The organism is Bacteroidota bacterium (assembly GCA_026391695.1).
GTDB lineage: Bacteria > Bacteroidota > Bacteroidia > Bacteroidales > JAGONC01 > JAPLDP01.
In genome coordinates this window covers 23,528-47,581 of record JAPLDP010000069.1, presented here as the reverse complement: position 1 = coordinate 47,581, position 24,054 = coordinate 23,528, and the positions used below count along the sequence as shown (strand labels likewise).

General features: G+C 40.3%; 20 protein-coding genes. 2 read left to right on the top strand and 18 right to left on the bottom strand.

Features of this window, described 5'->3' with window-relative positions; all coding sequences use genetic code 11:
* Position 1: 1 nt before the first annotated feature.
* A complete protein-coding gene (locus NT175_09420) occupies positions 2–1,681 on the top strand; it encodes an Ig-like domain-containing protein (GenBank protein MCX6234922.1) in 1,680 nt (559 codons plus the stop codon).
* 4 nt (positions 1,682–1,685) lie between these two features.
* On the opposite strand, the gene NT175_09415 is transcribed toward NT175_09420, so the two are convergent.
* The 9 genes from NT175_09415 to NT175_09375 all read right to left on the bottom strand — a co-directional run bounded on the left by NT175_09415 (position 1,686) and on the right by NT175_09375 (position 9,523).
* Positions 1,686–1,982: a metalloregulator ArsR/SmtB family transcription factor gene (locus NT175_09415; GenBank protein ID MCX6234921.1), complete on the bottom strand. Its 297-nt coding sequence runs from the start codon at positions 1,980–1,982 to the stop codon at positions 1,686–1,688.
* A 69-nt stretch (positions 1,983–2,051) separates the two neighbouring features.
* The gene (gene ade / locus NT175_09410) at positions 2,052–3,692 is read right to left on the bottom strand and encodes an adenine deaminase (protein ID MCX6234920.1); all 1,641 of its coding nucleotides are present in this window, start codon (positions 3,690–3,692) and stop codon (positions 2,052–2,054) included.
* Positions 3,693–3,718: 26 nt separating this feature from the next.
* On the bottom strand, positions 3,719–4,282 hold the full coding sequence (locus tag NT175_09405) for a DUF4468 domain-containing protein (GenBank protein MCX6234919.1): 564 nt from the start codon (positions 4,280–4,282) through the stop codon (positions 3,719–3,721).
* Positions 4,283–4,448: 166 nt separating this feature from the next.
* A complete protein-coding gene (gene groL, locus NT175_09400; protein ID MCX6234918.1) occupies positions 4,449–6,080 on the bottom strand; it encodes a chaperonin GroEL in 1,632 nt (543 codons plus the stop codon).
* A gap of 43 nt (positions 6,081–6,123) precedes the next feature.
* A complete protein-coding gene (locus NT175_09395; GenBank protein ID MCX6234917.1) occupies positions 6,124–6,402 on the bottom strand; it encodes a co-chaperone GroES in 279 nt (92 codons plus the stop codon).
* 159 nt (positions 6,403–6,561) lie between these two features.
* Positions 6,562–6,882 (bottom strand): preprotein translocase subunit SecG, encoded by a 321-nt coding sequence (secG, locus tag NT175_09390; protein MCX6234916.1) that lies wholly within the window; start codon positions 6,880–6,882, stop codon positions 6,562–6,564.
* A 34-nt stretch (positions 6,883–6,916) separates the two neighbouring features.
* A complete protein-coding gene (locus NT175_09385; GenBank protein ID MCX6234915.1) occupies positions 6,917–7,684 on the bottom strand; it encodes a hypothetical protein in 768 nt (255 codons plus the stop codon).
* A 49-nt stretch (positions 7,685–7,733) separates the two neighbouring features.
* A complete protein-coding gene (locus NT175_09380; GenBank protein MCX6234914.1) occupies positions 7,734–8,288 on the bottom strand; it encodes an LptE family protein in 555 nt (184 codons plus the stop codon).
* A 2-nt stretch (positions 8,289–8,290) separates the two neighbouring features.
* Positions 8,291–9,523: a sigma-54 dependent transcriptional regulator gene (locus tag NT175_09375; GenBank protein ID MCX6234913.1), complete on the bottom strand. Its 1,233-nt coding sequence runs from the start codon at positions 9,521–9,523 to the stop codon at positions 8,291–8,293.
* Positions 9,524–9,711: 188 nt separating this feature from the next.
* On the opposite strand from NT175_09375, the gene NT175_09370 reads away from it, so the two are divergent.
* Complete coding sequence (locus NT175_09370) at positions 9,712–9,894, top strand: hypothetical protein (protein MCX6234912.1); 183 nt, start codon at positions 9,712–9,714, stop codon at positions 9,892–9,894.
* Positions 9,895–9,901: 7 nt separating this feature from the next.
* On the opposite strand, the gene pheT is transcribed toward NT175_09370, so the two are convergent.
* From pheT to NT175_09325, 9 genes are all read right to left on the bottom strand, one after another.
* Positions 9,902–12,376, bottom strand: coding sequence for a phenylalanine--tRNA ligase subunit beta (gene pheT / locus NT175_09365; protein ID MCX6234911.1), 2,475 nt, complete (start codon positions 12,374–12,376; stop codon positions 9,902–9,904).
* Between the two features lie 72 nt (positions 12,377–12,448).
* The gene (recG, locus tag NT175_09360; GenBank protein ID MCX6234910.1) at positions 12,449–14,554 is read right to left on the bottom strand and encodes an ATP-dependent DNA helicase RecG; all 2,106 of its coding nucleotides are present in this window, start codon (positions 14,552–14,554) and stop codon (positions 12,449–12,451) included.
* Positions 14,555–14,660: 106 nt separating this feature from the next.
* Positions 14,661–15,521: a gliding motility protein GldN gene (gldN, locus tag NT175_09355; GenBank protein ID MCX6234909.1), complete on the bottom strand. Its 861-nt coding sequence runs from the start codon at positions 15,519–15,521 to the stop codon at positions 14,661–14,663.
* Between the two features lie 22 nt (positions 15,522–15,543).
* Positions 15,544–17,154, bottom strand: coding sequence for a gliding motility protein GldM (gene gldM / locus NT175_09350; GenBank protein MCX6234908.1), 1,611 nt, complete (start codon positions 17,152–17,154; stop codon positions 15,544–15,546).
* A gap of 42 nt (positions 17,155–17,196) precedes the next feature.
* Positions 17,197–18,333: a gliding motility protein GldL gene (gene gldL / locus NT175_09345; protein ID MCX6234907.1), complete on the bottom strand. Its 1,137-nt coding sequence runs from the start codon at positions 18,331–18,333 to the stop codon at positions 17,197–17,199.
* 105 nt (positions 18,334–18,438) lie between these two features.
* Positions 18,439–19,797 (bottom strand): SUMF1/EgtB/PvdO family nonheme iron enzyme, encoded by a 1,359-nt coding sequence (locus NT175_09340; GenBank protein ID MCX6234906.1) that lies wholly within the window; start codon positions 19,795–19,797, stop codon positions 18,439–18,441.
* Positions 19,798–19,909: 112 nt separating this feature from the next.
* Positions 19,910–20,872, bottom strand: coding sequence for a type IX secretion system membrane protein PorP/SprF (locus NT175_09335; protein MCX6234905.1), 963 nt, complete (start codon positions 20,870–20,872; stop codon positions 19,910–19,912).
* A 577-nt stretch (positions 20,873–21,449) separates the two neighbouring features.
* Positions 21,450–22,739: an RIP metalloprotease RseP gene (gene rseP, locus NT175_09330; protein MCX6234904.1), complete on the bottom strand. Its 1,290-nt coding sequence runs from the start codon at positions 22,737–22,739 to the stop codon at positions 21,450–21,452.
* A gap of 81 nt (positions 22,740–22,820) precedes the next feature.
* On the bottom strand, positions 22,821–23,975 hold the full coding sequence (locus tag NT175_09325; protein ID MCX6234903.1) for a 1-deoxy-D-xylulose-5-phosphate reductoisomerase: 1,155 nt from the start codon (positions 23,973–23,975) through the stop codon (positions 22,821–22,823).
* Between the last annotated feature and the right edge of the window lie 79 nt (positions 23,976–24,054).

The window sequence follows — 24,054 nt, the reverse complement described above, 5'->3', positions numbered from 1 at the left end:
TTTGAACATCAGAAGAAAAATTATACCGGTACTGTTGGAACTGGCAGTGGTCATTATCATTTTCTCCTGTGCCAATCCGGTTGCTCCGACTGGTGGTCCAAAGGATATCAGGGCCCCGAAGGTCGTATCCTGTGATCCGCCTGACCATTCCATACATTTTACTAAAAAAAACATATCGATCACATTTGATGAATTTATTACCCTTGACCAGCCGCCGGAAGAAAAAATCATCCTGTCACCCCCGTCAAAAAATAAACCCGAATATAAATTAAAAGGTAAATCACTGATCATCACACTCACTGATACGCTGTATAAAAATACTACTTATACATTTTTCTTTGGCAACGCCATTAAAGACATGAATGAGGGGAATCCTATTGGTGATTACCAGTATATATTTTCTTCAGGTGATTATCTGGACTCATTAACATTAAAAGGCAGTGTTGAAAATGCATTGACCTGCGAGCCTGAAAAGAATGTCTGGGTAATGCTTTACGAATCATCTGAGGATTCGTTACCCTATAAAGCTATACCTTATTATATTTCAAGGACAGATGATAATGGTAACTTTTCTTTTTTCAATCTGCGAAGCAGGGCATATAAGTTATTTGTTCTTAGGGATGCAAACAGTAACTATCTGTACGATCTTCCCGATGAGCAGATAGCTTTTAGTGACAGTTTGGTGGAACCGTGGATCCAAAAACCTGTCATTCTGGGTGACACTGACGCCTCCACACCTGCTAAAACACGGATATTCTATTTATTTCAGGAATCAGATTCCGTTCAACGCTTAATGGAAGCTAAAACAATCAGAGAAGGCTTCATCCAAATGGTATTCCGTTATCCGGTTAAGAATTTGGACATTCAATATTTGAATCAGGAATATACCAGTGACAGGTTTATTCAGTCAATGAACCAGGCCAGAGATACTTTACTGCTTTGGATAAAACCACAGATACCGGATTCTCTCAGTTTTGTGATCCGGGATGAAGGTATGGAACCAGATACTCTTAGTTTATCTCTGGCTGCACCCCGGAGAAACTTGAAATCATCTAAACGCGAGACAGAAGTGCCAAAACTTGTGTTTTCGACCAACCTTGTTAACCTGAACAGACTGGCGGTCTATAAACCTTTATTGCTGAACTCTCCCTATCCATTAAAAACCGTTGATTTTTCGCGCATCCTGCTCCTTGAGGGTAAGGATACAGTAAAGACTGTCATCAGTATGACTGATCCAATTGGAAGAAGCATTTGCCTGGAATATAAATGGAAAGAGAATAAAAGTTATGAGATGCTAATTCCTGATTCTGTTTTCAGCGATATTATGGATTACCGCAATGATTCAATAATTCTGAAATTTACTACCACTTCATATGCAGATTATGGAAGTCTAAAAATGGATATACAAACCGGAGTGGTAAATAGACAAATTATTATCCAACTGCTCGATGAGAAGAATACTATTCTGAATTCAGAGGTAATCACCACAGATGCAACTCTTGAATTCAGAAATTTGCTGCCTGGTAAATACAGACTCAGGGCTGTGATTGACGACAACCGGAACAGACACTGGGACACAGGGACATACTTATCCCATCAACAACCCGAAAAGGTCATTTATTACAGTAAGGTTATTGATATCCGGGCAAACTGGATATACGAAGAATCCTGGTCACTTTAAGAAATCAATCTTCGCCACATCTGTTGATGCAGTGAATGATTTCAGTGAGGGATTCACTTCTCAGTGAGTAATAGATTTTCTTGCCATCTCTCTTGGAGTAAAGAACACCCTTACCTTTCAAAATATTCAGGTGATGTGATGCCGACGCCTGTTCAATTTTCAGGTGCTTGTAAATCTCGGTCACGCTGAGTTTTTTCTTCTCTTCCAGTAATTCAATGATGGCAATTCGCATCGGGTGGGCCAAAGCCCTCAGCTTACTGGCTGCTGATTCTAGTTTTGTAATATCAAGGACTGTTTTCATTACTTAAGATTTTTATGCAAATATATGAAATAACATAATAGATCAGTAAATATGTACATTATTTATTTTTCAATTTGAAAATAAATCAATTATAGTGAACTTTTTTCCGTCAAATAGCCCTTTATCACTTAATTTGAGTTCCGGAATTACCAGCAAAGCCATAAAAGAGAGTGTCATATAAGGAGCATGGAGTACAGAGCCGAGGGCTTTTGCTTTTTTATCCAGCATATCATATAATTCTGCTACTTTATTTCCATCATTTTCCGACATGAGGCCAGCAACAGGGAGTGGCAGAATGAGCTTTTCATGACTATCGGCGAGTGCAATACCTCCCTTAGTTCCTATCACCATGTTAACGGCACTTACAATATCCTCGTCATTTGTACCCAGAGCAATAACATTATGACTGTCATGAGCAACAGACGAGGCAATAGCCCCCCTTTTAAGTCCAAACCCGTGAATAAAATTTACAGCTGGTTTAGAGGGAATATACCGGTTAATGACAGTCATTTTCAGGATATCCCGGTCTGTATCGCTGACAATTAAGCCATTTACTACCTTTGGATTAACCTTTTCACAACCTGTGATCAACTGACCGTCAATAGCTTTCTGAATCCTTATCATCCCGCTTTGTGCCTGAATCTGGAGGTCTTCAACCGAAATTCTGGAGGCGGTAAAACAATTTGGAAGAGTATCACTTATCGATTTAATGAGGCTGGTGCCATTTTCCGCTACTTTAATCCCCGTGATATATGTTCCCAGAACCTTAAAATCAGTAAGATTATTTATCAGAATAAAATCGGCAGGATCACCAGGCTGTAACAGGCCGACATGAAGATTATAGTGCTGAACAGGATTATATACACAACTTCTCAGCACTGTTATAGGATCATAACCTTTTGCAATTGCTCTTTTCACAAGGGCATTCATATGTCCCTTTTGCAGATCATTGGGGTGCTTGTCATCAGAACAAAACATGATCTTATCGGGATGCAGGTTTATCAGTTCACTGAGTTCTTCAAAGTTCTTTGCTGCACTGCCTTCCCTGATCAGTATCTTCATACCGTATCCGATTTTATCCAAAGCCTCTTCCAAACTATAACATTCATGGTCGGTGGAAATTCCGGCACCTATGTATTTTTGTGCGTCTGGGCCTGTAACACCGGGAGAATGACCGTCAACAGGTTTATTATACTTTACGGCAAGTGCTATCTTATCCATCACCACTTTATCATTGTTCAACACTCCCGGAAAATTCATCATTTCGGAAAGGTATTTCACCTCATCCATTTGCAACAGATAATCAATTTCAGATAGTCCGATAGAAGCACCGGCAGTTTCAAAGGGGGTAGCAGGCACACAGGAAGGAGCACCAAAATAAAATTTAAATGGCACTTTTTTCCCGTTCGTGATCATGAACAAAACTCCGTTCAGGCCCAGCACGTTGGCAATCTCATGCGGATCAGAGACTGTTGCGACTGTTCCATGCACAACAGCCATTCTGGCAAACTCAGAAGGCACCAGCATAGAACTCTCCACATGTATGTGCGAATCAATAAGGCCTGGCAAGATATATTTTTCTTCGGAAGTCCTCTCCTCCTTAACTGAAAGTATCCGACCGTTACCGACAGCCAATGTTCCCCTGAATATTTTTTTTCTGACAATATCCACAATATGCCCGGAAATCGTAAACTGACTATCGGATTTCATATGTATAAAATATTTTCATGTACAGGTCACCAATTATCATCTTTTTTGGCCGGTGGAGGCTTCATAAACTTCTTCAAACTTGCAATGAGATCCTTCATTTGTTCATCCACCTTCATAAGCTTTGGATCACAGGTTTCATTATATACCGGATCATTTTTATCCAGCCAGCGTTCAAGCGGAAAGCTTGATTGTGCCTGAAGCAGAAAGTTATCAAATGTATATCTGTACCTGCCATCCTTGAATTCGAGTTTGAACGAATATAGAATGGTACCCCAATCCATATTTATTCCTTCATTGTTTGAGGTATAGATTCTAAAACGGTAACTTCCTTCTATTTTACCTGTTTGTGGGTCTCTGACTGATGTAATGCCGGATGGATTTTTGTAAGTTTTATTGATCCAGTTGACAGCCCGGTTGAAAAAGTCATTTTTCGTTCCCTCCTCATAAACAACTTCCTGATAAACGATTAGTCTTGTATCCGGATCAACAGGGACAATTGTATCGGAAGAACTGACAGTTTGTCCGGCCATCATTTTAAGAAAACCAAGGAAGAAAAAACCACTTACCGCTAGAAATACATGCTTCCTCATTTTAAAAAAAAGTTATATTATATAGGTATTTATAATCATGAATATTTACGTCAGATCCGTAAAATTATTGCAAGTTTACATAACTTTTTAACATACCAAATAAAAAAGGCTGTACCAAAACCGGACAGCCTCAAAACCAAGTAAAGTTAATGAAGTCTTCTTACTTTTACATCATTCCTCCCATACCACCCATTCCCGGATCATGTGTATGAGGTTTATCTTCTTTGATTTCGGCCAGAACACACTCCGTAGTCAACAACATACCTGACACGGATGCGGCCTGTTCAAGAGCAATACGAGCAACCTTTGTCGGGTCGATCACGCCTGACTTATAAAGATTCTCATATCTATCCGTGCGGGCATTAAATCCAAAGTCATCCTTACCTTCTTTTACCTTCTGAACAACGACAGAACCTTCCATTCCTGCATTTTCGACAATTTGACGCAAGGGTTCTTCGAGAGCCCTAAGCACGATAGCAATACCAGTGTCTTCATCATCATTTTCGCCTTTTAAACCATCAAGAGCTTTCATAGCCCTGATATAAGCAACACCACCACCGGGGATAATACCTTCTTCAATGGCAGCCCGTGTGGCATGCAATGCGTCCTCAAAACGGTCTTTCTTTTCCTTCATCTCAAGTTCACTTGCAGCACCGACATAAATAACAGCTACACCGCCTGCCAATTTGGCTAATCTCTCCTGCAATTTTTCCTTATCATAATCGGATGTAGTGGATTCAATCTGTTTTTTAATCTGGTTAATTCTGGCTGTGATATCTTTTTTATCCCCCTTACCACCTACTATCGTAGTATTCTCTTTATCGACGGTCACTTTTTCAGCCTGGCCCAGATAGGATACCTGGGTATCTTCCAGTTTATAACCTTTTTCTTCAGAAATGACATTTCCGCCTGATAATACGGCTATATCCTCAAGCATTTCCTTTCTTCTATCGCCAAATCCCGGAGCTTTGACTGCAACGATCTTTAACGAACCTCTCAATTTATTTACTACCATGGTAGCCAATGCTTCCCCATCCACATCTTCAGCAATCACTATCAGCGGACGACCCGTCTGCACGACCTTTTCCAGGATTGGCAGAAGGTCCTTCATAATGGAAATCTTCTTATCATGAATAAGTATGAATGGTTGTTCATATACGGCTTCCATTTTATCTGTATCAGTCACAAAATAGGGAGAGATATAGCCTCTGTCGAACTGCATACCTTCAACAACTTTAACAGTGGTTTCAATCCCTTTTGCTTCTTCTATTGTGATCACGCCTTCTTTCTTGACTTTGCTCATTGCTTCGGCAATGAGTCTGCCGATCGACAAGTCGTTATTGGCAGAAATTGCGGCAACCTGTTCAATTTTCTCAATGCTGTCACCAATCTGCTTCGTTTGTTTTTTCAGGTCGACAATGACGGCTGCAACAGCTTTGTCAATACCTCTCTTCAGATCCATCGGATTAGCGCCGGCAGTGACATTCTTCAGCCCTGTAGTTATGAGAGATTGTGCAAGTAAAGTAGCTGTCGTAGTGCCATCGCCGGCTGCATCACTTGTCTTGGAGGCTACTTCTTTTACTAATTGTGCTCCCATGTTCTCCACGGGATCTTTCAGTTCAATCTCCTTTGCGACGGTAACACCATCTTTGGAGATGATGGGAGAACCAAAGGATTTTTCAATAATTACGTTACGGCCTTTGGGTCCTAAAGTAACTTTAACTGCATCGCATAAAGCATCAGCGCCTTTTTTTAGTCTATTGCGTGCTTCAATATCGAAAATAATCTCTTTTGCCATTTTCATAGTTTTTTAATAGTTAATAAAATTTTCCCTGATGATATTAGATAATTGCTACGACATCCGATTCACGCATGATAAGGTAATTTGTTCCTTCAATGGTTATTTCGGTACCGGCATATTTACCGTATAAAACAGTGTCACCAACCTTGACAGTCAGTGGTTCGTCTTTTTTGCCTTTTCCAATAGCAACCACTTTTCCTTTCTGTGGTTTCTCCTTTGCTGTATCAGGAATAATAATTCCGCCAGAGGTTTTTTCTTCAGCTTTGGCAGGTTCAATTAAAACTCGATCTGCCAAGGGTTGAATCTTCAACTTTGCCATAACTTGAATATATTAATGTTAAACAATAAAAATAAATGAATCCGAAAATTTAATCTGATCGATAGCAATCATATTTTATGCCAATGCCCGAAAGTAAAAAAAATGTCAGAATGATATGACATTCTGACACTTTTGCTAATATTCCTGGAATCATATCTTCTATTCCTGTGGGGGGGCTTGATAATCAACTGGTGGTGATTGTTCCTCGGCTGCTTTTTGCTGGATCTCGCTCTGAGGTACATTAGATACTTGTATATTCCTTGGAATGACCAGTATCGACACCAGACTCATGACTAAAAGAGCAATGGCTAATGTCCATGTGGCCTTTTCGAGAAAATCAGCTGTTTTTCTCACACCCATAAATTGGTTCGATGAAGAAAAATTAGAAGCCAGCCCTCCTCCTTTGGAATTTTGAACCAGAACCACAAGACCCAATAAGAAACACGCAATGATGATTAAAATAGAAATCAAAACATATATACCCATTTCCTTATATTTTTAATTGTAAATATAACTATTTTTTTAATTTCTCAATTTGAGCTGCAAAGTAACTACTTTTTTCTGGAAATTTCAATAATAAACGTTCATAAATTTTAATTGCCCTGGCAATATTTTCTTGTTTGACATAAATCAGGGCTAATGTTTCACTGGCGATATCATCATTTTCTGACGCACCTTTACGTGCAACATCAACCGGATTAAAAAATTCAGTCTTCGACGGAGTAATTTGTGGATTCAGTTTTATAAATTCTTCGATTAATTCCTGGTTTACATTTTTACTTGCCTGAGATTCTCTATCTCCTGACGCTGCCAGATCTAAGGCGTCTAACTCAGCAATATTATATTGGCTGACAGCTTTTTGCCGTTCTTTTTGTAATGATAACACCCGAATTTTCAATTCGTCCAACAGTTGTTTGAGCTCTGCAAGTTCCTCCGATTCATCTTTTATATCATCGGTATAGGATTCCATCTGTTTTTCAGAATGAGGTGTCGCGTACTGGTCCTGCATCATGAATTCTTTTTCCCAGACAGAATTTCTATTATGCTCTGATCTTTCTGACATTAACTTTTTAAGCTTTTTACGGTCAGATGCATATGCTGCAGCTATTTTCAGCTGATTGGGGAAATGGATATGGTTAATATTGACCAGATTCTTGGCAAAGAGAAAATGAATGGTCTGACAGTAAGGATATTCCTGAACGAGTGAAGAGAGGATGGCCAGACTTCCGGAATCTAATTTTTCAGGTAGTTTAAGCCATGATTCAAACTGAGTACGGTACATCTGACAAAATTTTCTATAATAAACCTCACTATATAAACAATGACAATGGTTACCAGTTAACAACAGCTTTGTTAAAAATATCCTGAATCAAATCCTGGTCAATCACATCGATCAATCCGTCTTCCACATCTGCCAGGCTCAAAGAGCTTTCATAGTCCTGGAATCGCGAAAAGGATGTCTCAAAATTCTGTGACTCATTGAATTTATTTACGAATTTGACTTTGACCGTGATGGTAAGCCTGTTCAGGGCAGCCTGTTGATTACTTTGAATAGCAACAGGTTGTGTGTTATAGCCCGATACCTCCCCTTCGATGAGCAGGTCACCATTATTCTCAACCAGACTCAGGTTGGTTTCCCTCATGAATTTATCTTTCAATGCATCTGTAAAGCGTTGGCTTAAAGTAGGCTGGACAAGAGCAGCCCGGTTTGGGAAATATTTTATGGATATTGTTTTGACCTCAGGAGAAATAGATGCACCTGTAAATGAATAAATATGACATCCGGTGAGCAACACAAAAAAACCTATGAATGTCCATCCATTGAAAATACCTTTCACTGCTTCCTGTCCGATATCAAATAAAGCCGATAATTTTGGAATATTCACCACTATCCAAGTTTATATTCTTTGATTTTCCGGTATAGGGTTCGTTCAGATATGCCCAGCTCTTTGGCTGCATTTTTCCGTTTACCGCGATATTTATCAAGAGCCCGCCTGATCAGGTCCACTTCTTTTTTTTGTAAAGAGAGGGATTCTTCGAGAACTTCCGGATGCTGAATGGGTTCAGGATATTGATCATGGTCTTCATGATGGATTCTCATTTCCTCAATATCATTCCCAACAGGTTCCAACTCATGTATTAATTGCTTAATAATCTGTGCATTATCTTCCTGAAGGCTTTTTGCAGAACCCTCATTGCGTAAGATATCAATTACTAATCTCTTCAAGTCAACGATATCTTTTTTCATATCGAAGAGTACTTTATAAAGAAGATCTCTTTCAGAAAATTCGCTCTTCACAGTTTCCCTGTTATCATAGACTACCGGTAATTCACTGTACTGGCTTTGTGGTAGATATTTCAGCAGGATGTCTAATGTAATATATCTTTTCTCTTCAAGTATAGAAATCTGCTCTGTGACATTTTTCAACTGTCTGACATTTCCCTGCCAGCGGTAATCCATAAGATACCTTATTGATTCGTCGTCCAGTTGCAAGGGTGGCATTCTGTATTTTTCTGCGAAATCAGTAGCAAATTTCCTGAAAAGAAGGATGATATCTTCTTTTCTTTGGCGCAGGGGAGGAACAAAAATTGGAACCGAGTTCAACCTATAATAGAGATCTTGCCGGAATGTTCCTTTACGAATGGCATCAGGTACGGTGATATTGGATGCTGCTACAACACGTACATCGGTCTTTATCACCTTGGATGATCCAACACGGATAAATTCGCCGCTTTCGAGCACTCTGAGCAGCCTGACCTGTGTCGATAAAGGCAACTCAGCTACTTCATCCAGAAAGATAGTTCCTCCATTAACCACTTCAAAATACCCCTTTCGCGATTCATGCGCTCCGGTAAATGAACCTTTTTCATGCCCGAATAATTCGGAGTCGATGGTTCCTTCAGGAATTGCACCGCAGTTAACTGCGATATAGGCTCCATGTTTTCTTGCACTGAGGTTATGGATAATTTGGGGGAACACCTCCTTGCCAGTGCCGCTTTCTCCAGAGATAAGTACCGTTAGATCAGTGGGAGCCACTTGCCTGGCAATGTCAATGGCCCTATCCAGCAAAGGTGAATGACCAATGATACCAAAACGTTGTTTGATAGATTGAATATCCATTCTCAGATTGCGTTTTTAGTAACTTATCTTTCTTTTATCGGCCGAATTACGATACAAAATTACTTAATTTTCTTTGAAATCAATGAATCAGAGATATAGAGTACACATACCGACTCATTGATATTGGCATAATAAAGAACTCTATTTCGCTTTCAGAATAGCCCAGTAACTATCAAAGTTAACAATTAATGATGGACAAAGGATATTTAATCATTTTTGATAACGATGATGCGGAGATCTTATATTATCTTGGAATAGCTTATTATCAGGATTATAATTACACGAAAGCCAAAGAAATATTAGACCTGTCAGAGTCATTATATCCCAATTACAAACAAAACAGAACAACACTCCAACAATTAAACCAGTGAGGTCTTATTATCTCACGGTGGCATGCAATTTTCCCTGAAAGGCAATTATCAATTTCTTCATGACCTGGTCAACTTCTTCATCTGTCAAAGTCTTCTCTTCATCCTGTATGAACAGACTTATGGCATAAGATTTTTTCCCAGATTCTATCTGATCTCCTTCATACACATCAAAAAGGCTAATTCGTTTTAACAGTTTTTTCTCTGTCTGATAGGCTATCTTTTCAATTTCCTTATACTGGATATTTTCAGAAAGCAGCAGGGCAAGGTCGCGTCGGACACCTGGAAACCTGGGAAGTTCGTGATAACTGATATGGTTTTCTTTTGTAAGATCCACGAACAGTTCCCAATCGAAATCGGCATAGAAAACATCCTGCCTGATATCAAATCGTTTGAGCACACGCTGATGTATCATGCCAAAGGAAATAAGTATCCTGTGATTGTATTTATAAACCAATCCATTGCTGAAAACACCGTTGGAAATGCCCTGACAAGATAAACGGGCAGAACAGATACCGGCTTTTAACAAAAGATTATTGACAATTGCTTTGACCGAATAGAAATCAACAAGGTCATCATCGGTATACCAGCTCTCTGGGTGTTTCTGGCCTGTCATAAAAACAGCCATATGATTATATTCCCTGTACCTGTCGAGGACATCAGATGAGGGAGGAGATTCAGAATATGAGAGATATATTTTGCCGAACTCAAAGAGCTTTAAATCCGGCATTTTCCGGTTGATATTGTGAATGATCGTTTCTAATCCGCCGAAAAGAAGTGTCTGCCGTAATACATTAAGGTCCTTGCTAATAGGATTGAGAATTTCAACATGATGCTCGGGTAAAAACTCATTTAACTCATTGATATACCCGGATGTCGTTAATGAATTATTCATGATCTCATAAAATCCGTTACCTGTAAGATAATCCGATATCAGATTCTGGATTTTGTTTTTATCCGGTTTTTCAGAGAATGAAAGGGAAGAATGCACACGATCCGGAATTTCTACATTATTATATCCATATATCCTGAGTATTTCTTCAATGATGTCAGCTTCACGAGTGACTTCAGCCTTGAATGTGGGAACAGATACATGCATACCTCTCCTTGTTTCATTCATGACCTCAACACCAAGGTCATGGAGGATATGCCTGATGACATCATGGTTCATTTTCTTGCCAATAAGTCTGTTAACATTCTGAAAATGAACATCAATTTCCTTATTTAAGGTCATCTTTGGATATATATCTTTTATCTCTGAGGAAACGCAACCCCCGGCCAGATCTTTTATGAGGATGGCTGCTCTTTTCAGGGCATATACAGTTCCATTGGGGTCAACACTGCGCTCAAAACGAAACGATGCATCGGTCTGCAATCCATGATGCTTTGATGTTTTCCGTACGCTTCTTGGGTTGAAATGAGCACTTTCGATGAAAATACGCCTAGTGCTCTCAGTCACTCCCGATTTAAGACCTCCAAATACACCGGCAATACACATCCCTTCATGAGCATTACATATCATAAGATCCTGTTCTGTCAATTCCCTTTCAATCTCATCTAATGTTATAAATTTCGTTCCGTGAGGTAATTTCTTAATGATGACCATATTGCCCTTGATCAGGTCTGCGTCGAAGATATGCAACGGTTGACCTGTCTCGAACAATACATAATTACTGATATCAACAATATTATTGATGGGTCTTATGCCGATAGCATTAAGGCGGTTTTTGAGCCATGGAGGGGAGTCGTCCACACGAATACCCGTCATTGAGACGCCCGAATAACGTGGACAAGCGTCCGTATCGTTGATGACAACCTGAATATCAAGGTCATGATTTTCAACTTTAAAGGATTCAATGGAAGGTAACAATAAATTCATTTTTGCGGTGCCTATACCAGCTCCGCCAATGTTATTCAATACAGCTGCAATATCACGGGCGACACCAATGTGTGACATAGCGTCTGTTCGGTTTGGTGTAAGGCCAATTTCATAAACATAGTCATTCCAAATATTAAAATATTGCCGGGCATGAGTACCTGTAACCGACTGAGGGTCAAGCTCCATAATACCTTCATGTGAAGTACCCAGACCGAGTTCATCTTCGGCACATATCATACCTTCTGAAAGTTCGCCACGAATAGCTGATTTCATAATTTCATAGGTTTGATTGCCCTCGTAAAGAATTGTACCCACAGTGGCAACAGGTACCTTGAGGCCTGTTCTGACATTGGCTGCACCGCATACAATACGTAATAATTCAGGTTTCCCAATATCTACCATGGTAATGCTCAGGTGATCAGAATTCGGATGCTTCTCACAGGATACAACCTCACCGATGACCACACCTTCCAGTCCGCCCTTCACGCCGAAAACCTTCTCATGGTTTTCCACTTCAAGACCGCAACCTGTCAGTAAAGTTGCCAGTTTTTCCTGATCAACTGCCAGATTGATGTAATCTTTAAGCCAGCTATAACAAATCTTCATGTGTATATAATAATGGTGAGTACAAATGTAAGGAAATAAATTCTGACAGGGTAAAATTACCGGATGAAATGTTCAGCTGATCAAGCCCCACTCAGTATCGTGACTGGTTAAATGCATCAACTGATCAGATAGTGGTTTATTTTCAGCATGTTCAAGTAATGGATCTTTTTCCAGGAGGCGGATGGCTATGTCTCGGGCATATTTCAGCAGTTTCTCATCACGCACCAGATCGGCAATTCTTAGTTGAAGGATCCCGCTTTGCTGAGTGCCTTGCATATCGCCTGGTCCCCGAAGACGTAAGTCTTCTTCAGCTATTTCAAAGCCATCGGAAGTCCTTAACATTGTTTCAATCCGTTTCCTGGCATCATGACCCAGATCGTCTTTGGTCATTAATATACAATATGACTGATCTGCACCTCTTCCAACCCTGCCCCTGAGCTGATGCAGCTGCGACAGCCCAAACCTTTCCGCGTTTTCGATGATAATGACGGTTGCATTGGGAATATCCACACCAACTTCAATGACTGTAGTCGCGACCATGATTTGAGTCTCACCCCGGATAAAACGCTGCATTTCAAAATCCTTGATTTCAGATTTCAACTGTCCATGGACAATACTTACTGCAAATTCAGGCAGCGGAAACTCTCTTATTATGGTTTCATACCCTTCCATGAGGGCTTTAAGATCAAGAGTTTCAGATTCCTGTATAAGTGGATAGACAATATAAATCTGACGTCCTTTTTTAATTTCCTGCCGCATGAAACCATACACTTTAAGGTGGCCAGACTCATAAAAGTGATAGGTCTTGATTGATTTTCGTCCTGGCGGAAGCTCATCGATGACTGAATAATCCAGATCACCATATAAAGTCATTGCCAGTGTCCGGGGAATAGGAGTAGCTGTCATGATAAGTACATGAGGAAGAATGGCATTTTTTTTCCAGAGACGTGCACGCTGTGCTACACCAAAACGGTGCTGCTCATCGATGACCACCAATCCGAGATTTTTAAAACTCACGGTTTCCTCAATAAGCGCATGTGTGCCAATAACTATTTGTAATTCCCCTTTAAGAAGCTGTTCATAAAGAATTTTCTTCTCTGAAGATTTTGTTGAACGGGTCAGTAAACGTATGGTAATATTCAGACCTGCCAGCAAACGGTTTAAAGATTCATAATGCTGGAATGCAAGTATTTCTGTCGGCGCCATCAAACAGGCCTGAAATCCATTATCAATAGCGATCAGCATTGACATCAGTGCAACCATTGTTTTACCACTACCCACATCGCCCTGAAGCAAACGGTTCATTTGTTTTCCTGATCCGACATCGGCACGGATTTCCTTCATTACCCTCTTTTGGGCATTTGTCAATGGAAAAGGCAAATTGCGGTAATAAAAGCTATTGAAATATTCACCCACATGAGAAAAGGGATGTCCCTGGATTTTACTTATCCGGATCAGTTTCAGCCTTAGTAACCTCAACTGAATATAAAACAACTCTTCAAATTTCAGCCTCGATTCGGCTTTTGCAAGAATTGGCTGATCCTTTGGAAAATGGATATTAAGTAAAGCTTCTTCTCTTGAAATAAAGCCAAAGTGCTCGGTGATATCTTTTGGAAGCGTTTCAGGAATATGACCTTTTGCTGAAGTAACAAGGATTTTCATTACCTTACTGAAACCCCTTGAATTAAATCCGCTGGCCTTGAGTTTTTCTGAGGAATTATAAAAGGGCTGAAAAGTTTCGCTGACAGCAGATGCCTGAGCATTAAAAACATCGATCTCAGGATGAGGAATGTTATAGCGACCACTGAACAGTGCAGGTTTACCGAATACCAGATATTCTGATCCCGAAACAAGTTTATCCTTTATCCATTTTATACCCTGAAACCATACCAATTCGATTTCACCTGAATCATCCTGCAGGGTGGCCACCAATCGGCTGGCAGGTCCCTTACCGACCATTTGAATATGCCTTAGACGACCACAAATCTGCACATATGACAGGTCATTGTTTATTTCTATTATTTTATAAAGACGGCTTCTGTCGATGTACCTGAAAGGGAAATATTCCAACAAATCGCCGAAGGTATAAATGGAGAGTTCGTTCTTAAGCAGTTCGGCCCTTTTCGGTCCAATCCCCTTCAGATACTCTACAGGTGTTGTCAGAAATGTATAAGACAATGGAGATGCAATTTATATCCTGACAAAAGTACGATTAACGGTAGACGATAACAAAAAAAATCCCGCTCAGGGCGGGATTTCTCAATGTATAAACAGTTTTTGACCATTAATATTCCCAGAGATCCTGTTCGTACTGAAATATCTCATTTTTAATTCTTTCCGACTCGAGTATGGCATCCATACCGGCTGCATAATCCGAAATCTTTCTGTCAAAAACATTATCTTCTTTGTAGATATAACTGCTGAACATACGCTTCCAGAAGACATCATCATAAGTTAAACGTTGGGAGCTGTTATGACGGTTAAATACTTCAGATTTAGCGAATACTGTACGTGCTTCGGGGAAATATATCCAAAACATCGGTTTGATGCCCCTGTAATTTCCATTTTCGTCATAGTCATCAACAATGGGACAGATACCAAGAATTCTGACATCCATCTGTGACCGTTGTTTGTCAAAAAACCAATCTTCTTTAATTCTGAACATTTTGACATCTGTCGGTTTAAATTCGGTAACAACAACGGTATCATAGTAGTCATAAGGAGGAGAGGTTCTCTGGAATTTTTCCACTTTACGTATTTCAAACGTTTTAATAAGCTCATTGTAATTGAGAGGCAGGGTAAATTCATCTGTACCCCCTATGGGTGCTTCATAAGCTATGATTGTACCTTCCTTTAATGCATCCAGGATAACCTGCATAAGACTTCTCCATTGATTGTGAGGGGCCAGGGGATAATAGAAAGGCTGATTCAATTTTTCCCTCATGTCGATCACCCTCCATATTCTCTTTTGCCACAAAATATCTGCTTCGCGCACATAGGTATAAGGTACTGGTGCTTTTGACAGTATAGTCATCTTATCATAGATACCATCTCTTGGAGGGTTATTTTCCAGTACCTGAGAATATGAGGAAAGACTTAACAGTGTGATAAATCCGACAATTAAATAGCAAAATAGTTTATTCATAATATCCTCCTGAAACTAATTATTATCTTAATTCCAATAATATACTTGCCAACCTGCGTTCTCCGTCAGGTCCCTGAGCAATAATATTTTCAAACCATACACGAGTGCCGGCACTGGCGGATTGAATGATGGATTTCATTTCCTGTGAAAGCAAATTTCCCTGAGCATTAATTTGCTGGGTTTCAATCCCTTTCTGGTAGACAAATGTGAATGATTTGATAATATAATTGAGGTCAAAATCAAAATCTTCGGGCATTCTGGGTATTATACCACCGGCGGCGACAAGTGAATTCTTATTTACTTTACCTTCTCTTACATTTGCTATGTAGGCAACCGGATCGGGAACTCTTTTTACGCGGAATTCAATGGTTCCCATATCCCGGAAAGTACCTTCATATTCTGCTTTTACGGTAACCACGGCTTTACCAGTAGTACCGGCCGGTATTCTAGCAATATAGTTGTACCCGGATTCGAGAGGCACCTGTGTCAGGGTGCCAACACTCATAGAAGCCTGGATTTTTTCGGAGCTTATGCCAGGAACCGAAATAGACATAGGATTCTCGACGCTGGTATATAGAACATTCATCTTTGTTGCTGAAACAGTCAATGAGGGTTTGGCAACAATATATTCATCCTTGAAAGAATAGCTTTGGATATCTCCGGCAGGGGAAGCTACACGGATAATTCCGGCATATTTTTTAATGCCGGCGGAAGTTGCAGGAAAGTTCAGCTTCACCACGCCGCTCTGACCAGCAATTTTGCGGGCGTTGGTGATATCCCTGACGGTATCGACACCTTCAAGGTAATAGACTTCCGGATTTCCTTTTGTATCATAAGCCGCCACGATGACTTCTGCTTCATATTTATCACCTTCCAAAATATAATTGCTTTTCGGAATGACCTTGGCAGCTATCTTGTCAAATTTAAAATCCTCTGCAGTTATCTGGCTATATAAATGTGAAACCACGTCAAATTCTGCATTTTTAATCTCCGTCACCATCTTATTCAGGATAGCCACATCAGCAGCAAGTACGGTATAATAAAACAGATGCTGTTCCCAGGTTTGTTTTTTACCATCCGCATTCCTGAAATCCCCTTCAGTTATCAATCCAAGCCTGTCGCTATCTGAGGGCAAATCCATATAGGCCAGCATTTGTTGCCTGAAGGCACTTATCCTTCTTTTAAGTGCACCTGCTGTTCCCTGTTCACCGGTAGTGGATCTGCCAAAGAAAAACCGCGTTGGTTCCGTAAAACGGTCTTTGGCTCTTATTTTGGAAAGAGGTGTGGACTTAGCTGACTCAAGGGTTTTCGTCCTTGCGTCAGTAGTCATGATCACAGTATATTTCAGACTATCCAGGTAGTTAACCATTGCATTCGACAGACGCTGAACTTCTTCAGCCTTCTGGTAATAAAAACCAACCTTGTTGGGATTAAGTGCATACTGCTGTTGGAATTTACTGTAGGTCTGATCAATCTTATCTGAGAAAGTCTTATTGGTAATCTCCATGCTCTCGTTCACCACAACAAAGGCATCGAGCATCTGTTTTGACACGTTTAATGCCAAAAGAGAGGTCAACACCAGATATATCATGGCGATCATCTTTTGTCGGGGAGTTTCCTTATATCCAGCCATTTGAATAATTTGTTTTAAATCGTGAATTATTCTTCCTTCAACTCATGCTAACTTAACATTCATTGCCGAGAGCATATTTCCGTATACTTTATTCAGGGCTGCAATGTTTTGTGCCAGAGCGTTAACTTCATCTCTGTATCTGGATGTCATCTCTGTTGAAGCATTCAGATTTTCAAGGAATTTTTCCAGAGATGCCTGCATTTGAGTCGTTGACTCAACCTGTTTTCCGGTCCCTTTCAGATGTTTATCATATATTTCATTTAAAGCAGACAGGTTCTGATGATATTTGGATGTTTTATCGACCGATTCATTCAGGCTGTTCAAGAGTTGATTCATAGTGATCTGAAGCTTACTGCCGGTTTCCACATTCTCATGAGAACCCAGAAGTTGCAACTCATAGTTGGCATTCAACGCGCCGATTTGATCGGTCATTTTCTTAAGCTGATCGTTAAAATCCTTCATCTCCGTACCTGAAAAACTGAGATTCTGTGTGGATTTGGAGATTTTGTCAGCTGATTCGGTATATTTTTGTGCCAGAGTATTGGCTGAAGTGACGGCAGCCTTTATGGAGCTTGAAAATTCATCACTGGCTGACAGGTTACCTTTAAGGCTCTCGGAAGCTTTTGAATAAACGGACGATAGATTGGCGACACTTTGCGAGGCATTCTTTAGGTTGTTAAAATGGTCCTCGGCTGTGACAATATCTTTATTAAGCACTTCGGAAGTCTGGCGGTATGATGTTGAAAGTTCGCCAGCTGACTTGGATGCATCTTTTATATTCCTGACAAAGTCATTAGTAGCAAAAGCCGCATCAGAAATGTCGGACAACTTTGCGGTACTCTGGCTCAGGTTCTTCAATCCTTGCCCGAGACTTTCGATCAGTTGCTGATCTATCTTGGCATTGGCCAGCATATCATCCAGTTCTTCAGTGGGCTTCTTTTTCCCTTTTTTCAGCTGAGAGTCATCAACACCGGTATCGTGATACAATCCTGCCAATTCCGGATAGACCAGACTCCAGTCAGGCTCAACATAGGGAGGCTCAAAGCCAGAGAAAAAGAATATCAGGGATTCTGTTCCCAACCCGGCAATAAGCATATAATCAGCTCCGGGATAATGGTTGATTTTAAAAAGTGCGCCCAGAATGACCACCGATGCACCCCAGCCATACAACCTGGACATAAAGTGTTTAAACCCTCTGCGTCTCACTAAATTACTAATACCCATAACTGTTTTTGTTTTGTTAAATGTTATTATGTTATAAAATTATTTTCAATTAAAAGGCTTCTATTTATAAATATAAGAAGCTTTAGAAGGATTATCATCTTTTTGTCTGCCGAGATAGTTTTGAACGCATCTGAAGCCGACATAAGCTTTTGCTGTATCCTGAAATTCATAACTGCGTGAATAGACTTGCAGAAAGTAAGCAATATCTTTCCAGGAGCCGCCTCTGATCACTTTACGTTTCAAGGTGGGCGGATCAGTTTCTTTAGCGTTGTATGTATAGGATTGATTCATATCCCAGGCAAAATTGTAAGCTGACTCATCAAAGGCATCATTAGTCCATTCGGCGACATTTCCTGCCATGTCGAACAGTCCAAAGTCATTAGGAGGATAATGTGCGGCAATGACGGTAGTAATACCACCATCAGCAGCGTAATTTCCGCGCAATGGTTTAAAGTTTGCCAGAAAACAGCCTTTACCATTTCTGGTATAAGGACCTCCCCATGGATAAGGATTAAGGGCATTGCCTCCTCTGGCAGCCCATTCCCATTCAGCTTCTGAAGGTAAACGGAATTCATTGACACTGGCATCCTCTTTCAGGGACAGGAAGGAGCTGAGCAGCTGAGACCTCCAGATACAGAAAGCTTTGGCTTGTTTCCATGTAACTCCCACAACAGGATAATTATCATAGGCAGGGTGCCAGAAGTATTTTTCGGTCATCGGCTCATTATAAGAATAGATATAATCATGGAGCCAACACAACGTATCCGGGAAAATATTAATGGTTTCTTTCATGATGTATACCGAACGGTCCGTCAATCCCTGTGGACGGTTAGATAAGGCTCCCTCCTTAATATCACCCTGCTGGTCAAAATCTTTTTTTGCAGCGGCAGCCAGATCAATCCAATAATATTCATAATACAGCTTCCTTGTATCGAATTCTTTCTTCCTGTAATATCTCTCATGTTCAGGTAGATAAAGTTCTTCAAGTGCTGCACGTTCTTCTTCTCCATCCCAAACGATTTCATTCTCCCAGTTGAGAAAAGGAGGATCATAAACTTCACCGGTTTTATCATTTTGTTCGATCAGATAGACTTCTGGTTTGATGACTCCCAGGAGACGGCGTGCAATGGAATCCCTTACCCAATAGACGAATTGTCTGTATTCATTATTGGTGATCTCTGTTTCATCCATATAAAAAGCAGCCACTGTAATGGTTTTGGGCTGCTGTAGTTGTGTATACGGCACATCCTCATCGCCGGTACCGATCACATAGCTTCCTGCAGGGATATAAGCCATGCCATATGGATCAGGCTGATAAAAACGAGGCCGTTTCTGTACACCAATGAGTTCCCCGTTCCCGGAGTTTCCGCAGCTGCTCAGGATTAAGAGAACCACTGAATAGAAAAACAGTTTCTTCATATGTCGTTTTCGTTTTAAATTCCAGAAAAACTTATTATAAACGATTACTGTCAGCTATTTATTATAAATTACCAAATTTAGAAGTATTTTTTAATTCTTTACATGAAAACTTTTATAAAAATCGGGTGTTCTTGTAACTCTGCCGTAATTTCTCGACATCCAGTCGGAACCGATACCCTGCCATAATTTCATGACTCCCGCTGCTCCTATTCCCTCCAAGTGTTGAGGTAGTTATATCATATGAATAGCCTATTTCAAAATTTTTATATTCCATGCCAAGAATGACCACCACTGCATCCTCGAATCTATAGCTTAATCCACCCCAAAAGCGTTCCTTATATTTCAGCAAGGCAGAAATATCGAACTGGGCTGATGCAAAATCAGTCTTTAACAGTACGGATGGATCAAGCTCAAATGACGGATTGTAAGGCAATGTATATTGATATCCTGCCGTTATATAATAATGTCTTTTTAACTGCATTTTAAGTGCAGTGTTTTGTGATTCGGCCAAAGGTTTACTGGCAGACTGAATAAGCTGTGACGCGGATATGCTCAAATAATACTGATTAGGAACTTTATAATAAGCCCCTAAGGAAAAGTCAGCCAGCATCTGACGTTCTGCACCCAGTTGGGATAACAATGGATCATCGTCAACGGGTTTGAATTTTGAAAAATCTATGGCTTTGTCGAGAAAACCGACCATAAGACCAATACCCAGCAAACCCGATGGTGTATTCAGATGATATGAATATCCGATTTTTACAGTTATGTTTTTTTCAAATCCCAATTTATCATTTGTAATAGTTGCTCCCAACCCTCCATGTAATATTCTTAACGGTCCGTCAAGCGAGATTGTATACGTTTCGGGAGCTACTTTGTTACCATCAACATCTTTAAAGCCTACCCATTGCTGCCGGTAGAGCCCGGTTGCACATATCGCTTCACTCGTACCTGCAAAACCGGGATTAAAAAACAGATGATTAAACATGTACTGGCTGAATTGTGCATCCTGCTGTGCAAAAGAAATCACCGAATAGGAAATTAACATTAAAATTACAGTGGCTTTTTTATACATGACTGTAATGGTAGTTATGCCTCTTTTTAAAGTTTGCTAAAATACTAATTTTTTATCTATTCACAAAACGGTGAAATAAAACGGCTTTTCAAGATGAAATCCCAGTGATTCTTTCAGTGCTATATCGATAAAAATTTGTACCCGTGCAAATAAGCACAATATATAACTTCATTTCCGCACAAATAGTACACTTAACAATGAAATTATTTGTGGATGTATGTTTAAGGAATCCCAGATAAGTCTAATTATTATTCTTTTGCCCTTTCCGGATGTAAATATAATGTTTTTTATTTTAAGAAGTCATGGCATTCATTCAAAATGAAAAATTGTTTTCCAGAAAATGGTTTTATGCATACTCCCTGATGGTACTGGGCTCATTCATTATGACAGCAGGCTATGCCTTTTTTATATCACCAAATAAGATTGTACCTGGTGGTGTATATGGTCTGGCTATTGTTGCCCATTATTTGACAAAGGGCGTTTTTTCTTTTGCTCCCAATGGCTTACCTATCGGGCTGGTCGGATTGGTTCTTAACATACCCCTTACCATAATCGGAATCAGAATTCTGAATGCAGGTCAATGCTTAAGTAATTTGATGATATCGTTGCCATTTGCAAAAATGAGCAGTCCAAACAGGATGATCATACCCACAATCTGTGCATATTCCAGGAATTTATCACTGGGTTTGCGGCGTGTGACGATCTCATAAAATATGAAAAGGACATGCCCTCCATCCAGAGCAGGAATGGGAAAGACATTTAATATGGCCAGCATGATGGAGAGGAAAGCTGTCAGCCCCCAGAATGATTGCCAGTCCCAGACTGAGGGAAATATCCGTCCGATAGTTATGAACCCCCCGACCGATTCATAGGCTTTTTCCTGTGAGAACAAGAGTTTGAGAGACTTAAGATAGTTACCCACACCCTGATATGCTTTGATAGTTCCGGCAGGAATAGCTGAAAATACTGTAAAGTGCTTTTTCTGATATTGATAATAGTTCTCCATTCCCTTAGGGAATACGCCGATCAATCCTGAAGCAGGAATGCTGACCAGCAAATGAAGAGTATCAGCACCCCTGACCAGGTCGATAGTGACATTTTGATTTTTAAAATTTTGCAATTCAGCACGGAATTCCCTGAAATATGGGATATATCTCCCGTTCAAACCGATAATGTCGTCATCAGGCATCATTCCTGCTGATTTTGCGGCCGACTCACCAGTGAATTCACTGATCTCAAAGGGTATGCGTGGCCATATAATAGGATCCTGTGACTTAATGAGTTGGCTGATGATACCTTCAGGGATGTTTATATCCATTGAATGTCCATTGCGTTCGACCTGAATAGTCTTGGCCTCTTCAAGGACAATGGTAGGCGTGATTTTAAGAAAGTCCTCTACTTTATTGTTGTCAATGGATAATATCTTGTCGCCATTTCTCAGGCCCATTTCCAATGCCAGAGAATCGCAGGATATACCATATTTGTTGACCTCTGATGTAGGTAAGAATTCTTCTCCCCATGTAAAAAGCATCAGGATATAAATGGCAATAGCCAGCAGAACATTGACCGTGACACCGCCAAGCATAATAATAAGCCGCTGCCATGCAGGTTTGGAACGAAATTCCCATGGTTGCGGAGGTTTTTTAAGTTGTTCCTTATCCAGCGACTCATCAATCATCCCTGTAATCTTCACGTATCCTCCCAGCGGGAGCCAACCCAGACCATATTCTGTTTCACCTCGCCTGAACCTGAAAACAGAAAACCATGGATTGAAAAAAAGATAAAATTTTTCAACCCTTGTTTTAAAGATCTTCGCAGTAATAAAATGTCCAAATTCATGAAATATCACGAGAATGGATAAACTCATCAACAGTTGTAAAATCTTGATCACAATCTCCATGTCAGTATCTGATTATTATGCAACATAAAGTAATAACATAACGTCTTTTCATTTGTTCAATAAGCCAATGGCCTTTATACGTGTTTCGGCATCGGTTTGAAAATAATCCTCAAAAGAGGGTTTCTGAATAAACGGAATTGTCTGCATACAGGTGGCAATGACATCAGTCATCTCCATAAAGCCAAGGGTTCCTTTTAAAAAGGCATCTACAACGATCTCATTGGCTGCATTCAATACGCAGGGAATATTTCCGCCCCTTTTCAGTGCATCGTAAGCCAGTACCAGATTAGGAAATTTTTCCACATCAGGAAGTTCAAAAGTCAACAGTGGATAATCTATGAAATTGAAACGGGGATAATCTGTTTTAATTCTATATGGAAAGGAAAATGCATATTGGATAGGGAGTTTCATATCCGGCAGGCCCATTTGTGCTTTCATTGATCCATCCTGAAACTGAACAATGGAATGGATGATAGATTGTGGGTGTATGATCACCTCGATCTGGCTGGCATCGAGATTGAAAAACCATCTGGCTTCGATGACCTCAAGACCCTTATTCATAAGCGTCGCTGAATCGATGGTGATCTTGTCACCCATATCCCAGTTAGGGTGTCTGAGGGCTTCTTCCTTTTTAACCTGTTTCAGTTCAGGGCTGGTTTTGTTCCGGAAAGGGCCTCCGGAAGCTGTGAGGTAGATTTTTTCAACCGGATTTTGAACTTCTCCTGCAAGGCATTGAAATATGGCGGAATGTTCCGAATCGACCGGGAGAATGGCGACACCCTTTTCACGTGCTAATCGTGTGACAAACTCACCTGCAACAACAAGGGTTTCCTTATTGGCTAATGCTATCCGTTTTCCTTCCTCAACAGCTTTTACTGTTGGCTTTAAACCGGCAAATCCAACAATTGCGACAAGAACTATATCGATAGACTCCAGCTCGAGAATTCCCAAAACAGACTCCTGGCCGGCGAAGACTTTTATATCATACTGTGAAAGTGCCTCTTTTACCTTGTGGTAATGGGTGTCATCACCAATGACCACCGCGTTGGGTTTGAACTCGGCAGCCTGCTCAATCAATAAACTGTAATTGCTTTGAGCTGTGATGACCTCACATTCAAAAAGAGATGGATGTTGCCGCAAAACCTCCAGTGCCTGACGTCCGATTGAACCCGTAGATCCTAATATGGCGATTCGTTCCTTCACACATTGTGCCTGTTTGGACTATAATAATTTACCATCATAATATTGTCATTTCTGTCACCCTTCGGTCCGGATTTCATTT

What these genes read in the sequence shown, in the direction of transcription:
- NT175_09405 (MCX6234919.1), bottom strand. Translation starts at nt 4,282, where the DNA reads ATGAGGAAGCATGTATTTCTAGCGGTAAGTGGTTTTTTCTTCCTTGGT.
- gldN (MCX6234909.1), bottom strand. Translation starts at nt 15,521, where the DNA reads ATGAATAAACTATTTTGCTATTTAATTGTCGGATTTATCACACTGTTA.
- rseP (MCX6234904.1), bottom strand. Translation starts at nt 22,739, where the DNA reads ATGAGTTTATCCATTCTCGTGATATTTCATGAATTTGGACATTTTATT.
- NT175_09335 (MCX6234905.1), bottom strand. Translation starts at nt 20,872, where the DNA reads ATGTATAAAAAAGCCACTGTAATTTTAATGTTAATTTCCTATTCGGTG.
- groL (MCX6234918.1), bottom strand. Translation starts at nt 6,080, where the DNA reads ATGGCAAAAGAGATTATTTTCGATATTGAAGCACGCAATAGACTAAAA.
- NT175_09385 (MCX6234915.1), bottom strand. Translation starts at nt 7,684, where the DNA reads ATGTACCGTACTCAGTTTGAATCATGGCTTAAACTACCTGAAAAATTA.
- NT175_09375 (MCX6234913.1), bottom strand. Translation starts at nt 9,523, where the DNA reads ATGGATATTCAATCTATCAAACAACGTTTTGGTATCATTGGTCATTCA.
- pheT (MCX6234911.1), bottom strand. Translation starts at nt 12,376, where the DNA reads ATGAAGATTTGTTATAGCTGGCTTAAAGATTACATCAATCTGGCAGTT.
- NT175_09370 (MCX6234912.1), top strand. Translation starts at nt 9,712, where the DNA reads ATGATGGACAAAGGATATTTAATCATTTTTGATAACGATGATGCGGAG.
- NT175_09395 (MCX6234917.1), bottom strand. Translation starts at nt 6,402, where the DNA reads ATGGCAAAGTTGAAGATTCAACCCTTGGCAGATCGAGTTTTAATTGAA.
- gldM (MCX6234908.1), bottom strand. Translation starts at nt 17,154, where the DNA reads ATGGCTGGATATAAGGAAACTCCCCGACAAAAGATGATCGCCATGATA.
- NT175_09415 (MCX6234921.1), bottom strand. Translation starts at nt 1,982, where the DNA reads ATGAAAACAGTCCTTGATATTACAAAACTAGAATCAGCAGCCAGTAAG.
- NT175_09340 (MCX6234906.1), bottom strand. Translation starts at nt 19,797, where the DNA reads ATGAAGAAACTGTTTTTCTATTCAGTGGTTCTCTTAATCCTGAGCAGC.
- ade (MCX6234920.1), bottom strand. Translation starts at nt 3,692, where the DNA reads ATGAAATCCGATAGTCAGTTTACGATTTCCGGGCATATTGTGGATATT.
- gldL (MCX6234907.1), bottom strand. Translation starts at nt 18,333, where the DNA reads ATGTCCAGGTTGTATGGCTGGGGTGCATCGGTGGTCATTCTGGGCGCA.